Origin of the sequence: Shewanella sp. 4t3-1-2LB, assembly GCF_017368415.1 — a bacterium.
In the GTDB taxonomy this organism is placed as follows: Bacteria; Pseudomonadota; Gammaproteobacteria; order Enterobacterales; family Shewanellaceae; genus Shewanella; species Shewanella fodinae.
In genome coordinates this window covers 11,523-26,553 of the sequence record NZ_JAFNJD010000008.1, presented here as the reverse complement: position 1 = coordinate 26,553, position 15,031 = coordinate 11,523, and the positions used below count along the sequence as shown (strand labels likewise).

Here is a 15,031-nt window from a genome sequence, read left to right as displayed (position 1 = left end):
CAGCAGTTTTGCTATACTCCAAAAGTCGTAACATCTTCGGCAAAGGAAAATGGCCTCAAGATCTGAGCATTGCGTCTCCAGCATAAAATCCGCAGTGATACTGGCAAGTGTTGCCGGTACTGTGAGTATTGCTGCGCTGGTGATGCAGGTGTTGACTGCCGCCGATGATAGCCTTTCGCAAAACTGTGCCAGTGTTACTGAATATAATTCCAAACTTCCCAGCAGCCATCCCAACAACCGCTGTGCCATGCAAGATGACGATCTCAGTTGGAGCAGTTGGCTCAGTGGTAAAAGCCGTTCTGGACAGTTCCATTTTATTGATTTGCTGGAACTATTGCATGGACATGAACGTAAGCCATTGGATGATATGACACCAAGGAATACTGGCCGTTCCACTTCTGGGCTGTAACTCTGCGTACCAGCAGCAACATTAACCCCATCGCGATTACAACTCCGCTAGCTCCCTTGGGTAGGTGTGATCATATAACGCGATTAATTCGTTGACTTTATTTCTGGCACTGCCTTTCTGACTGATATTGCGCTGAACGCTGACGGTCTCCATTTTAGCGCCGCGATACAGTTCCCGTGTCAAGGCGATATCGTGATTGCTAATGACAACGGGTATCCCCTTATCCAATGCGGTCGTGCGAGAGCATCGCGCCAGAATTGCCTGGTCATCCAAACTGAAACCAGCGCCGACATAGGTCGTGAAACTGGCGGTGGTAGACAACGGAGCATAGGGCGGATCGCAATAAACCACATCGCCAGATTGGATCTGTGCAAACGCCTGCTCATAGCCAGTACAAACAAACTCCGCCCGGGCGGCTTTTTGCGCAAACGCCCGAATTTCCTGCTCTGGAAAATAAGGCTTTTTATATGAGCCGAAAGGCACATTGAACGCACCGCGACGGTTGTAACGACAAAGTCCGTTAAAACCATGACGATTGAGATACAAGAAACTTACCGCACGATCAAAAGCACTGCGGCTACGATTAAACTTGTCCCGCACCCGATAGAATGCCTCGCTGGCATTCATCGCGGGTATAAACAGCTCGCCCACCGCACCTATGTAGCGTTCAGGCTCTCGCTGAATGATTTGATACAGGTCGATGAGGTCCTGATTAATATCGCACAGCAGATAATTGGGGTAATCGGTATTCAGGAATACTGAGCCGGCCCCAACAAAGGGCTCAACCAAGCGTTGTCCTGGCGGTAAGTGACGGGTAATGGCATCAACCAGCTTGAATTTTCCACCCGCCCATTTGAGGAAGGCCCGTTGTTTTTTATTCATTTATTCGTTTGATGCCAGCTCATACAAAGCTCAGGATTGTACCCTGTTTGTTCGCAAATATCACGGCTGAGGCAATGGCTGGGGTTGGTAATTTTGCAAGGTTTTCCAAGGCCGAATCCACGGTTCAGCACCACCACGTTGCTGTATGATTTTTGCGGCTTTTAATGCTTGCTGGCGGGAACTGAAATGACCGTTAAAAATCACCCACCACGGCCCGTTACGACACAGCCAGACCTGACTGTCTTCAGGTAAGACTGATAATTGTCCCGGCACAGATTGCAACTGTTTAACACTGGCGATCTGTAGGGTGTAGCCATCCTTGGGGAGCGTTGTTTTTGCATTCGTCGGCATTGCAGCCTTTGTCACTGTCGTGTTACGAGGTTTGCTACCTGCGGTATTCTCAGCATCGGCCATCGCCGTCGGTCGGTGAGCGGCAACAGTTTTAACTGGCGCGGAGGCAGATGATTCGCCCAGTTCCACTGTTTGAGCATTGTTTACCACAGGTAAATCAGACGTCGTAACATCGGCGGTTGCGGCAGCATCCCGCAATAATTCACTGTCTTCAGCGGCAACCACGGTCTCAGGGGTTTTTATCGCCTTCGCTGTTACCTCAATGTGCCCTTCTCGCCAAGGTATTGTCACAGCGACCGCCGCTGTTTTACTGCTTGGTCGCCAAGCGGGAGGCAGCCAATCCAACAGATTTTGGGATAATGGAATTTGGTTACTTACCACCAAACTGGCGACCTGCTGTTTTGGTAAAGGCGTTGTTATCTTATCGGTATACCAGATAGCGGCGGCCAACATTGACACAACTATCAGCGCGACCAACACTATCCTGTGCCAAGGTTTAGGCGGTACAGCTTTCGGTTCACCCTGCAGTGCCAACTGTAACAGTTGCAACACCTCCGCAGGAGTTCCACGCTGCTGCTCCAACTGCGTTATCACTATACTTCTGGGGGTAAACGTCTGTTGCTGAGACCGAGCCAGCAGTGTTTGGTATAATCCTTCACGTTCCGCTAATGATAACGGCTCGAGGTTGACGGGGAGTAACCATTGGCGTTGCTGTTGTGGCAACTGTGGCAACAACTGTTTGGTAAACTCCGGGGAAGCGGTAAGCGTCAGGGTCACGGCCATACCCGCACACTGAAGTTGCGTTAACAACAAGCATTCAGCCCATAACGTCAAAGGCAGATTATCGGCATCATCCAACAGGATGTGCAGTGGCTTTTGCAGTTGCGGCACAAAACGCAACAAGGTGTCCACCAGCGGCGTTTCATCATCAAATAATGGATCTGGTAACAACTGCATAATGATTTTGCGCCGAATTTCTGCAGCGCTGGCATGCTGAGGACAGGCCACCAATGCCAGATTGTAGTCTTCCAACTCATTAGCTAAAGCCGTAATGAGTGTCGTTTTTCCGGCCCCAACAGTCCCAGTAAGCAACACCAGTTGCTCACCATAACAGGCAAGGTGCTGCAATCTGTATAGAAGTGCCTCTTGAGAAGGCAAAAGAAGTTGTTCGCCAGCCACCGCTAATCCGTATCACACGTGTGATTAATGTTGGCGGATAACCTGCTCCAGCAGTGAATCACTGACGTCGGCAAAGACACCGGCACGCCCTAACGCAGTAGGTAGTACCAAACGAATCTGACCAGCCAGGACTTTCTTATCTCGCCGCATATGCTTGATATAATTGTCAAAACTCATGGATTGCGGAGCCTTAACGGGTAATTCGAAAGTTGCCAGCAGTTGACGAATGCGACAAACAATTGACTCATCCAGCAATCCCATAGTCTTAGCCGTTTCAGCAGCAAGGACCGTGCCAGCGGCAACCGCTTCCCCATGAAGCCAGTTACCGTAGCCCATCTCCGCCTCAATCGCATGACCAAAGGTATGCCCTAGATTGAGCAGCGCTCTAACCCCATGCTCGGTTTCATCCTCGGCGACCACTTCCGCTTTAATCTCACAGCAACGGCGAATGGCATAGGACAAAGCATCGGGCGCTAACGCCTTTAACGCATCGGCATGTTGTTCAATCCACTCAAAAAACTCACCGTCCCAGATAATGCCGTATTTGATCACCTCGGCCATCCCGGCAGCAAATTCACGTACCGGTAGCGTTTTTAAACAATGAGTATCAATCAGCACGGCTTTCGGTTGGTAGAAAGCGCCGATCATATTCTTGCCTAATGGGTGGTTGACCGCAGTTTTACCGCCGACGGAAGAATCAACCTGGGCCAATAGCGTCGTGGGTAATTGCACAAATGCAACGCCACGCTGGTAACTGGCCGCCGCAAAACCCGCCATATCACCTATAACACCGCCACCGAGTGCAACAATGACAACATCTCGCCCACAGTTATGCTGCAGTAGCGCGGTGAAGATAGTCTCCAGATGGGTAAGCGTTTTAAACTGTTCGCCGTCAGGCAGCACAACTGCGTGCACCTGTATGGCTAAGCTAGATAACACGTCGGTCACCTGCTGTAGATACAGGGGACCAACCGTGTCATTGGTGACAATAAACAGTGTTTTGCCAGCGAACATTGCCAGCAGTTTATCAGCCTGCAATAACAGATCCTGGCCGATATAAATGGGGTAACTACGTTGGCCCAATTCCACCTGGATCTGTTGCGTCATAAGCTTAAAAACCTAACTGTTCAATGATCTGGTTCGCGACAACTTTCGCGCTCTGTTCATCGGTTTTCACAACGATATCCGCAATTTCTTCATACAGCGGATTACGTATTTCAGCTAACTCTTCCAGAACCTCACGTGGGTTATCCACTTGCAACAATGGTCGACGTTTGTCACGTTGAGTACGCGCCACTTGCTTGTCGATAGTTGTTTCAAGATAAACCACGATACCTCTAGCAGAGAGATAGTTACGGATATCCTTGCTCTGAACCGAACCACCACCAGTCGCCAGTACAATACCCTGTTTTTCAGTTAAATCGGAGATGACCTGAGCTTCACGACGGCGAAACCCCTCTTCGCCTTCTACGTCAAAAACCCACGCAATATCTGCGCCGGTGCGACTTTCAATTTCCTGATCAGAATCGTGGAATTCCAGGTGCAGCATTTGTGCTAAGTGACGGCCTATAGTGCTTTTGCCTGCGCCCATAGGACCTACCAAAAATATATTACGTTTTTCAGCCATTTCTTATACGTCTGAATCTTATGAAAAGTTTGCCGAAAGTCGGTTTAGGGTCAAACCGACAGGATTGTTTTACCTTGCTCTAATGAGACTTGACCGGGGATTATCTCAGCTAATGGAGGCTTTAGGCAAGCTCACCCCTCCATTAAAGCCAAAATTCTTCCTTGAAAGTGGTGCCAGTGGCTAGCACTGGCATTCCAGATAGAACCGCAGCATCAGAATTTTTCAGTCACAATCTTGGGAGTCACAAATATCAGCAGCTCATGACGTTCGTTGGAATCTGAAGTGTTACGAAACAACGCTCCCAGCACCGGAATATCCCCTAATACTGGCACTTTGTTAACACTATTTATTAACTGCTGCTGATAAATCCCACCCAGAACGATAGTTTCACCATTGTTTACCAACACCTGAGTCCCCACTTTTTGAGTGTTGATTGACACGGCTTCTCCCAGTGGGGTTGTAACCACTTCACCCTTGGAGTCCTGAGTAATTTCCAAATCCAGAATAACCTTGTTATCCGGCGTGATCTGTGGAGTCACCCGCAACGATAATACCGCCTTTTTAAAGCGTACAGTTGCCGCACCACTAGATGCCGACTCAACATACGGGATTTCCACCCCTTGTTCAATATAGGCAGACTTCTGGTTCGAGGTGGTGATACGCGGACTGGCGATAATCTCGCCTTTGTTTTCCTGTTCCAGCGCGCTCAGTTCTAGGTCGAGTATAGTGCCATCGGCCAGTTTAGATACATTAAACGCAATACTGGCAGCGTTGTTAGCACCCGCAGGCAGATTCACATTCAGACGATCATCCAAGGAAGGTGTCGTCCCCGACACCAGCGATGAAGCACCTTCCAGCGTGCCTGAAGTCCCTTTGTTACCCTGCAGATCGGTGATACCCCAGCGCACCCCCAAATCCTGTGCAACCGTATCACTCACAGTCACCATACGCGATTCAATCAGCACTTGCTTGATGGGAATATCTAATACGTCGACCAGACGATGAACATTCTCTAGGGTTTCAGCCGTGTCTTTCACCAACAGCGTATTGGTACGCTCATCTACCGCAACAGAACCACGATCTGTTAACAAACTGGTCCCTTCACCTTTGAGTAATTTGGCAACATCTGTCGCCTTGGCGTAATTGATCTGCAGATACTCTGAGTACAATGGCGCTAACTTCTGTACTTCCTGTTTATTTTTCAAATCCTGACTTTCACGAATAGCGATTTCGTCGGCGGGCGCTACCATCAGAATATTACCTTCGATGCGCTTATCCAAACCTTTGGTCTTCAGGATCAGATCCAAGGCCTGATCCCAGGGTACGTTATCCAGGCGCAAGGTGATGCTACCTTCTACCGTATCGCTGGTCACTAAGTTGAAGTGGTTGTAATCCGCGAGGATCTGTAACACGGTACGCACAGAGATATTCTGGAAGTCCAGCGATAGTTTTTTCCCGGTATATTTTTTCTCGGGCTCAACCACGGTCGCTTTTTCATCCTCGCTCATGGTCAGCGTAAACAGGTTTCCGTCCTGCTTATAATCGTATTTGTACGGACCTTTGATATCGATAAGAAAACGGGTGGTCAAATCATCACGGAAAGTCTCGAAACTGCGCACCGGCGTGGCAAAATCTTGCACATCCATCACGTACAGCATGTCGTCAGGAATATCCGTGTTATAAAACTTCACTTCCAATTTTGCCCCAACTTGTTTGACGTCTGCGGCAACAGATGCATTTCCGAGTTGAACCAACAATTCTCCACCTTTATCACCGGCGCGATGGAAATCAATATTCTTGATTTTATTGACGAATGGGCTAGAGGCTTTATCCGCAGCATTCATAGTTTCGTCGTTAATGGTCAGGCGATAGCGGCTACCAATAGCTTTGCCCTGATACGGACGGACTTTGTCTAGCTTTAGTGCTACCTGTAATGCGTCCGGTTGCTGTTCCGTTGCCAACTGCTCAACCCCTACCTGTTTAATGGGGAGCACCGACTGTTGCAGTGCTGAGACTGTGTCGCGGAAATTGAGCTTAATACTTGCAGGATCAGCACTGAGTTTGATTTCCGGCTCAGAGACTGGGCTGTCAAATACCAGCTCCAGCTCCAATTGGTGATCTATGATAGTGTGGTATTTGACATCGACGAGCTTGTTCGCAGCCAAAGCACAAGGAACCAGATTCACCATCAACACGCAGCCCAACGCGACTCGCCACCAGTTGCCTGCTGTCTTATGGGGTTTATGCACCAAAGAAAATCTCATTGTTCTCTCTTCCTTTGCTTATTATTCGCCGGTCAAATCCAGACTGCTGCTGCGTTCGGTCCAACAACCGGAACCGTCTGGAATCAATTCTGTAATGTCAATACTGCTGGGAGTGATCTTAGTAATGTGGCCACTGAATAGCCCTAAATAGTTGCCAACCCCAAGGCGATAAACGTTACCATCGGAGGTTTCAATTAATGCCCAGATAACACCACCATCACTCAGCGTGCCGCGCATTTTCAAATTATCTAAGGCATACGCTTCTAGCCGCTCTTTACGCCGCTTAAGATCTGGGTGCAAACAGTCCTTTGTGGTATCCACAGCTTCGGCAGTCAGCTCCCGTGATGGTGGCACAAAAGGACTGCGCAGCAAGTCGGCCGCATACTGAAAATGTTCAAATTTAGGTGGTTCTTTTAAAGGCGGAATACGCGCAACATGTTGTTGTTTCACACTTGCCACAAACTGCTGCAAATCAGCACGATCACCAATACACCCTGCCAGCAACATCATTAGCATCAGGGGCAATATCCATCTCATTTGCTCTTCCCCTTAGCCTTGGCATTATTTGCCGGCACTTCAGCACCTTCTTTAAAGCGATAGGTTTTGGCTAGCACTTCCATTGACAGATTACCGTCGGCTTCACGCTTAATCACAAAATCGTGCAAACTGACAATACGGGGCAACTTGGCAACACCACTGACCATGTGTCCCATCTGGTGATAATCCCCAGTCACCGACATGCGTATAGGGTACTCAATATAGAAATCGCGCTGAATTTCGGCATCCCAGTCAATGCTGCGAATACGGAGTCCTGAGTCAGTGGCCACAAAGGTCAGATCGTCCAATAATCCCGGCATCTCATTTTGCGAAGGCAGCATCTTTAGCAACTCTGCAAACTGAGCCTCCATCTGTTTCAACTGCTCCCGATAAAGTTCAAGATTAGCAGCCAACTGGTACTTGCTACGAAAATCCTCGCGTAACTGCTGCTCTTTGCCCTGCTCCACCTTGTATACATCGATAGCGTCAGAGACAACTAAAAAGTAACCAGCAACAAACACCAGAATCGCCAATATCAGTGCAAAAACCGCTTTTACCTGTGTTGGCCAGCCACCGATATTTTCCATGTCCAGATCGTTGAACTGACTTAAATCAAATTTCATTTGGCAGTTCCCCCTTTAGTCGTCTGGGTCGGACCTGCGGGTGCTGGCTCTCCACCTTTAATGGTAATTTTGAGACTAAAGTGCTGTAACTCGCGAATGTCATCCTTTTGCGATACGATCGACTGCATGGTGGGGTCCTGCAGCCATTCAGACGCTTTTATTTTTCGCATCATATTGGCCACATTGTTATTGGACTCACTGCGCCCTTCAATCCATATAATGCTGCCTTTCTTCTCTACACTGGACAGGTAGACCCCCGCAGGAATAACCCTTACGAGTTCATCCAGAATATGCGTAGGCAGATTGCGCGATTGCTGCAGATCCAAAATGATCTCAGTGCGTTTTTCAATATCGGCTTTACGTTGCTTGATCTTATTTATTTCGGCAATTTGCTTATCAAGCTGCTGAATCTCATTTTGCAGGTAAGCGTTACGTCCACGCTGATCATCGGTCATCAATCCAATAAACTGCAATGCCAAGTAAACCAACACTGCCGCACCAATAAATACCGCGACCAAGATACCTATATAGTCTCGCTTTTGCTTTTCCCTCGCTTCATCACGCCAAGGCAGCAGGTTTATGTTCGCCATTGCCCATAGCTCCTTAATGCGAGACCGCAAGCAATCATATATTTGCCGATATTAGGCTGCAGTTGCTTCTGCACACTGTCATCTGCCCACAGAGCCCCTTTAAAAGGATCGGCGATAATCGCGGGAACGCCCAATTCATTAGTGAGTAGCGTGGCCATGCCGACCAGCTTTGAGGTGCCGCCACACAGCACCAGTTGATCAACTTTATCTTTGCCGTTAGAAGTACAATAGATCTGCAAGGTACGCTTGATCTGCTGAAGCAGTTGATTCTGGAAGGGAGAGAGCACTTCAAACATGTAGTTTCGCGGCAGATCGCCTTCGACTTTAGCCTTCTCTGCCTGTTCATACGGCAAACCATAAAAAGAAAGAATTGACTGGGTGAAGCTTTCACCGCCAAAGGCTTGTTCGCGGATAAAGGTGGTTTCACCGTGTTCTACTACCGCAAACGTTGTCATATTGGCACCAATATCCACCAGCACCACCACACCTTTGGCAATCTCTGCCGGTAGCTGGCCAGCGATAAGTTCATAAGCGCGGCCCAGCGCGTAGCCTTCAACATCAACCACTTTAGCTTCAAGGTCTACCGCATCCAGGACATCGACCCGAGAATCGATATTTTCAGTACGACAAGCACTGAGCAATACCTCCACCTTGGACGGATCAGCTTTGTTAACATTAAGTGTTTCGAAATCGATGGAAACTTCGTCAAGGGAATAGGGGATAAGATTATCGGCTTCAATCTCGATCTGGGCTTCCATTTCAGCTTCTGTTAGCGCGGCATCCATGTAGATCACTTTGGTCATTACCGCCGACCCGGAAACTGCCACTGCCGCATATTTAGAGGATTTAGGTAACTGGCGCTTAAGTTGCCTCAATGATTCAATAACAGCGTCTGCGTCCCGGATATCATGGTCGCTGACAGCGCCCTTTTTCACAGGAACCACGGCGTAAGCCTGTATTTTATAACCTTCAGCAATCTTCCCCAGTAAAACGGCCTTGACCTCGTGCGAGCCGATGTCTATTCCGACCATTTGAGGGGCTTGACGCTTCCATAGATTAGCAAGCATTGTCCCAGTGCCTTATTGTTATTGTTGAACCAAAGCGTAGCATAAACATAGTTCACTTGTGACCTTTATATAATATTCTATTAACATTTTTGCACTGTTTATTTTTAATACTTGTAATTCACTTCACCCCGACCGCGACGCCTTATATACTATTGAACCCTCAACAGGTTATGGAATAATCCGGTGAAGTGGTTAAAACGTATACTCATCGCTGTTTTTAGTCTGGCGCTACTGGGAATCATTGCGATTGCTGGCGCTTATTTTTACGTTTTGCCAGATCTCCCTGACGTAACCACACTAAAAACAGTAAAACTGCAGACACCACTGAAGATATATTCCAGTGATGGCAAACTTATTTCGCAATTCGGCGAGAAGCGCCGTATTCCATTACAACTGAGCGATGTGCCTAAACCGTTATTACAGGCATTTATTGCAACAGAAGATTCTCGTTTTTATGAGCACAACGGTGTTGACCCTATTGGGGTGCTACGTGCCGCACTGGTGATGATCACCACGGGGCAAAAACGCCAGGGCGCCAGTACCATTACAATGCAGGTAGCGCGAAACTTCTTCCTGACCCGCGATAAGAAGTTTATTCGAAAAATCAAAGAAATCTTTATTGCACTTCACATAGAACAACTATTGACCAAAGATGAAATTCTGGAACTCTATGTCAATCGTATCTATCTCGGCCAACGTGCTTACGGTGTAGGTGCTGCGGCACAGGTATATTACGGCAAAGATGTGCAGGATTTGACACTGGCAGAAATGGCAGTGATTGCCGGTTTGCCAAAAGCGCCGTCAACCGTGAATCCCATTACCTCACCAGAACGCGCCATGGCACGCCGTAATGTAGTGCTAAGACGTATGCTAGATGTGGGCTATATCACCCAGAACGAATATCAGACTGCGGCGGCGGCCCCCATCACGGCGAAATATCATGGTGCAGAGATCGACCTATACGCGCCTTATATTTCAGAGATGGCGCGTGATTATATGGTGCAAAAGTATGGCGAAGAGGAAGCCTATACTGGCGGCTATAACGTCTATACCACTATTAACTCTGATTTACAGCAAAAGGCGCAAAAGGCGCTGCGCAATAATGTGTATGCTTACGATGAGCGACATGGCTACCGTGGTCCGGTCGCCGTATTGTGGACCAATACACCACCGCCACAGAGCGAAATTCTGGATACACTGAGAAAAACCGATCCCCTGCAAGAATTGCAACCCGCGGCAGTGGTGAAGGTTGAAGATAAACAGGCAGATGTGTTGCTGGCCAATGGTCATACAGTCACTATCCCCTGGCAAGGGCTGAATTGGGCACGCAGCTTTATCACTGATCGCCGTCAGGGTGCAGCACCAAAATCAGCTGCCGACGTTGTAAAAATCGGTGAACAGATCTGGGTTCGACCAATGGCCGATAGCTGGCAGCTGTCGCAAGTACCGCAAGTTGCCAGCGCTATGGTGTCATTGGATCCCCATGATGGTGCGATCCGCACGCTGGTTGGCGGCTTTAGCTTCACCCAGAGCCAATACAATCGAGTGGTACAAGCCAAACGGCAGTTGGGCTCCAATATCAAGCCGTTCCTCTATGCCACAGCGTTGGAGAAAGGTTACACCCTAGCAACCCTGATCAATAATGCCCCCATTAACAAACCAGACTTGAGCCAGGGCATCGCTTGGCGTCCTAAGAACTCGCCGGATGTTTATGGCGGCCCGACTCGATTGCGCGTGGGATTAGCGCAATCCGTGAACGTAATGGCAGTAAGAACATTGCGTTATATCGGGCTGGATGCAGCTATCGACAAATTAAGTCAGTTTGGTTTTGATCCAAGTGACCTCAATCGTAATGAGTCACTAGCGCTTGGTTCACCGTCTGTCACACCGTTGCAAGTGGTGACTGCCTTCTCAAGCTTTGCAAACGGCGGATTGTTGCTGGAGCCTTATTTTATTGAACGAGTAGAAGATGCCTACGGTAAGACGGTAGAACGCGCCGAACCGACATTGGCCTGTGATACCCCAGCCTCAACAACCGAGACGGAAAGTTTGGCGGCCTCACCAGCCGCTGCCACAGTCACCACGCTAGAACAAGCGGCTGACCATCCGATGCCAGTCACCGATATTGGTAATAACTTGCCTTACACCTGTGAAAATCCTCAGGCGCGCCATGCTAAGCGAGTGATATCCAAACAGATTGCGTTTCTGATCACCGATGCGCTCAAGAGCGTGATTTGGGGTGGCGGCGACTGGAATCATGGTACCGGCTGGAATGGTACTGCCTGGCGGGCCGCACGCGTCATCAAACGCCATGATATTGCGGGTAAAACCGGGACGACCAACGAATCCCGCGACACTTGGTTCAGCGGTTTTAATCCTAGTCTGGTCACTACGACCTGGGTTGGATTTGATGACCACAGCCGCGAATTAGGACGTGTGGCCTGGAATCCAAACGGTGCCAAAGATCAGATCTCAGGTGCAGAATCTGGTGCTAAAACCGCCGGGCCAGCCTGGAATGAGTTTATGCACGATGCATTAGAGGGCACACCAGAGATTGCAATAACGCCCCCTCCCGGAATTGTCTCGGTGCGTATTGATCTGGCAACCGGCAAGTTATCAAGGAAGAATGACTACACCAGTGACTTTGAATACTTTATTCAAGGAACTGAGCCCAAAGAATATGCCAATGACAGCACGGAAGATGGCAATATTTTCTTGGACTCTGGCAAATCGCCAGAAGAGTTATTTCACTGATTCTTGAACTGATGACTATAAAAAACGCGCCGAAAAGGCGCGTTTTTTATGGGACGCACTGATCAGTATTTCTTGGTAGCCAATGCAGCCTGGATCTGCGCCACGGCAGTGCCACCAAGTACATTCCGTTTATCGAGACACGCTTCAATGGTGAGATTGGGATAAACATCCTCGGCTATTACCGCAGCATAGGACTGTAAAGTCGCCAATGGCAACTGTTCTATTGGTTTAGCTTCAGCAATCGCTCTTAGAACCACTTCACCCACCACATGGTGTGCTTCACGGAATGGCATGCCTTTTGAGACCAAGTAATCGGCCAATTCGGTGGCATTAGCATAGCCTTGCTGTGCCGCCTGTAAGGCTCGATTACGATTCACCTTCACGCCTTCCAGCACCAAAGCTGCCATTCTCAGACACAGACTCCAGCTGTCCATCACATCAAACAAGCCTTCTTTGTCTTCCTGCATGTCCTTGTTGTACGCCAGCGGCAACGCTTTCATGGTGGTCAGAATACCGGTCAAGGAACCATATACCCGGCCGGTTTTACCGCGGATCAACTCCAGTGCATCCGGGTTCTTTTTCTGCGGCATCAAGGAGGAACCAGAAGTGACGTTATCCGCCAACTCAATGAAATTAGCTTCGCCGGAATTGAAGAAAATCATATCTTCCGCCATGCGGCTAAGGTGCATCATGCTGATAGCGGCATCACTGCAAAGCTCCACCACATGATCACGATCAGAGACACTGTCGAGACTGTTCAGTGTCGGTGCCGCAAACCCCAAGCTTAGCGCCAAGGCTTTACGGTCAATCGGATAAGCCGTGCCTGCCAGTGCACCACTGCCTAATGGGCAAGTGTTAAGGCGAGTCATGGTATCTTGCAAGCGACTGAGGTCGCGCTCAAACATCTCCACATAAGCCAAAGCCCAATGTCCCATCGTGATCGGCTGTGCCCGTTGCAGGTGGGTATATCCCGGCATCACTGCGTCCAGTTCCCGCTCGGCCAGTGCCAACATCGCCTGTTTTAACTGGGTCAGCAAAGAAAGCAAATGCTCACCTTCTTCTTTGCACCACAGTTTGAGATCGGTGGCAACCTGATCGTTACGAGAGCGCCCGGTATGCAGTTTTTTGCCGAGATCGCCGACTTTTTCGATCAGCTTTTGTTCCACGAAACTGTGAATATCTTCAGCACCGGAACTCAGGATCTGCTGTGGCTGATCTTTTACTGCAACCAGTAATTCTTGCAGCGCATGTTGCAATGACGCCAGTTCCGCCTCAGTTAACACCCCAGCCTTGGCAATCGCAGTCGCCCAAGCCATTGAGCCCTGAATGTCCTGTTCTACCAGACGATAATCTACCGGCAATGAGTCGTTGAAGAGTTGGAAAAGTTCGCTGCTCGGGCCACTGAAGCGGCCGCCCCATAATGCCATGTTGAAATTCCTCTGTTACTGATAAACAAAAGGGGCGCCGGGGCGCCCCATAAATCACAGGCTTACTTATTGCTGTTGATGGCACGGATACGGCTTGCCAGAGAGTACAGGCGGATAAAGCCTTCTGCATGTTTCTGGTCGTATACAGTATCTTCACCAAAGGTGGCAAATGCTTCCGAGTAGAGGCTGTTAGGCGAACGTTTTTTCACTGGAGTCGCCTGACCTTTATAAAGCTTGATCACCACTTCGCCGTTGACATCTTTCGCCAGCGCTTCGGATGCAGCCAACAACGAACCACACAGTGGGGTAAACCAGCGACCGTCGTACACCAGATGCGCCATCTGCGCTGCAACCTGTTCACGCCAGGCGCGACTGGTCTTGTCCAGTACCAGCTCTTCCACGGCACGCAACGCCGCCATCATCACGGTGCCACCGGGCGTTTCATAACAGCCACGGGACTTCATGCCCACCAAGCGGTTTTCGGTAATATCAACACGGCCAACGCCATGCGCCGCCGCGATTTCGTTGAGTTTCACCAAGGCAGCATAAGGTGCCAGTTGCTCACCGTTAACGGCAGTCACACGGCAATCTTTCACTTCTACAGTGACATATTCAGGCGCATCTGGTGCATCTTCTGGATCAACGGTCCAAGTCCACACCGCTTTGCTGGGTTCATTCCAAGGACTTTCCAGCTCACCGCCTTCGGTAGAGATGTGCCAAGCGTTGGCGTCACGGCTATAGATCTTGGTTGCTGATGCTGAAGTTTTGATATGGCGTTCCGCCAGATAGGCCAGCAGATCTTCCCGACTCTGCATGGTCCATTCACGCCACGGCGCAATCACTTTCAGATCAGGAGCTAAGGCGGCGAAACAGCCTTCAAACCGCACTTGGTCGTTACCTTTACCAGTACAACCATGGGCCAGTGCATCGGCACCCACTTTACGGGCAACTTCAACCTGTGCTTTAGCAATGATAGGGCGAGCCATTGAGGTACCCAACAGGTAAGTACCTTCGTAAATGGCACCGGTAGCGATCGTTGGGTAGATGTAGTCTTTAACAAACTCTTCTTTTAAATCAACGATATGACATTCTGAAGCGCCTGATGCTAGGGCTTTTTCAGTCAACCCTACCAGTTCTGCGGGGTCTTGGCCGATATCGGCGCAAAAGGCCACAATTTCGCAGTTGTTATAGTTTTCTTTCAACCATGGGATGATGGCCGAGGTGTCCAAACCACCGGAGTAAGCCAGCACCACTTTTTTCACTTGAGTGTTTTTCTGTGCAATAGACATCTTATATTTCCTGGATTAAAAGGCCGTTGGCC

At 49.2% G+C, this 15,031-nt stretch carries 13 protein-coding genes; 2 read left to right on the top strand and 11 right to left on the bottom strand.

What is annotated here, in order from left to right; translation table 11 throughout:
- Positions 1-49: 49 nt before the first annotated feature.
- Positions 50-409: a hypothetical protein gene (locus J3L11_RS04805; protein WP_207570302.1), complete on the top strand. Its 360-nt coding sequence runs from the start codon at positions 50-52 to the stop codon at positions 407-409.
- Between the two features lie 36 nt (positions 410-445).
- Here J3L11_RS04805 and J3L11_RS04800 read toward each other — a convergent pair whose 3' ends face one another.
- The 9 genes from J3L11_RS04800 to J3L11_RS04760 form a co-directional block, all read right to left on the bottom strand.
- Positions 446-1,291 (bottom strand): Dam family site-specific DNA-(adenine-N6)-methyltransferase, encoded by an 846-nt coding sequence (locus tag J3L11_RS04800; RefSeq protein WP_189618888.1) that lies wholly within the window; start codon positions 1,289-1,291, stop codon positions 446-448.
- 60 nt (positions 1,292-1,351) lie between these two features.
- Positions 1,352-2,821: an AAA family ATPase gene (locus J3L11_RS04795; protein ID WP_207570301.1), complete on the bottom strand. Its 1,470-nt coding sequence runs from the start codon at positions 2,819-2,821 to the stop codon at positions 1,352-1,354.
- 24 nt (positions 2,822-2,845) lie between these two features.
- Positions 2,846-3,928, bottom strand: a complete 1,083-nt coding sequence (gene aroB, locus J3L11_RS04790) for a 3-dehydroquinate synthase (RefSeq protein ID WP_207570300.1) — start codon at positions 3,926-3,928, stop codon at positions 2,846-2,848.
- 4 nt (positions 3,929-3,932) lie between these two features.
- Positions 3,933-4,448 carry a shikimate kinase AroK gene (gene aroK, locus J3L11_RS04785; RefSeq protein ID WP_133040316.1) on the bottom strand — a complete coding sequence of 172 codons (516 nt, stop codon included), beginning with the start codon at positions 4,446-4,448 and terminating at the stop codon, positions 3,933-3,935.
- A gap of 212 nt (positions 4,449-4,660) precedes the next feature.
- Positions 4,661-6,712, bottom strand: coding sequence for a type IV pilus secretin PilQ family protein (locus J3L11_RS04780; RefSeq protein ID WP_207570299.1), 2,052 nt, complete (start codon positions 6,710-6,712; stop codon positions 4,661-4,663).
- A gap of 21 nt (positions 6,713-6,733) precedes the next feature.
- Positions 6,734-7,249 (bottom strand): pilus assembly protein PilP, encoded by a 516-nt coding sequence (locus J3L11_RS04775; protein WP_133040318.1) that lies wholly within the window; start codon positions 7,247-7,249, stop codon positions 6,734-6,736.
- Complete coding sequence (locus J3L11_RS04770) at positions 7,246-7,872, bottom strand: type 4a pilus biogenesis protein PilO (protein WP_133040319.1); 627 nt, start codon at positions 7,870-7,872, stop codon at positions 7,246-7,248. Before J3L11_RS04770 ends, J3L11_RS04775 begins: the two co-directional genes overlap by 4 nt.
- On the bottom strand, positions 7,869-8,462 hold the full coding sequence (locus J3L11_RS04765) for a PilN domain-containing protein (RefSeq protein ID WP_133040320.1): 594 nt from the start codon (positions 8,460-8,462) through the stop codon (positions 7,869-7,871). The genes J3L11_RS04770 and J3L11_RS04765 overlap by 4 nt, the downstream gene beginning before the upstream one ends.
- Entirely contained in the window at positions 8,450-9,529 is a 1,080-nt protein-coding gene (locus tag J3L11_RS04760; protein ID WP_207570298.1) for a pilus assembly protein PilM, read from the bottom strand. Before J3L11_RS04760 ends, J3L11_RS04765 begins: the two co-directional genes overlap by 13 nt.
- Before the next feature lie 183 nt (positions 9,530-9,712).
- Between J3L11_RS04760 and J3L11_RS04755 the strand changes: the two genes are divergently transcribed.
- The gene (locus J3L11_RS04755) at positions 9,713-12,283 is read left to right on the top strand and encodes a PBP1A family penicillin-binding protein (RefSeq protein ID WP_207570297.1); all 2,571 of its coding nucleotides are present in this window, start codon (positions 9,713-9,715) and stop codon (positions 12,281-12,283) included.
- Positions 12,284-12,345: 62 nt separating this feature from the next.
- Here the strand turns inward: J3L11_RS04755 and argH are convergent, their stop codons facing one another.
- Both argH and J3L11_RS04745 read right to left on the bottom strand, forming a co-directional pair.
- Positions 12,346-13,710: an argininosuccinate lyase gene (argH, locus tag J3L11_RS04750; RefSeq protein ID WP_207570296.1), complete on the bottom strand. Its 1,365-nt coding sequence runs from the start codon at positions 13,708-13,710 to the stop codon at positions 12,346-12,348.
- Between the two features lie 62 nt (positions 13,711-13,772).
- Positions 13,773-14,999 (bottom strand): argininosuccinate synthase, encoded by a 1,227-nt coding sequence (locus J3L11_RS04745; protein ID WP_133040324.1) that lies wholly within the window; start codon positions 14,997-14,999, stop codon positions 13,773-13,775.
- Between the last annotated feature and the right edge of the window lie 32 nt (positions 15,000-15,031).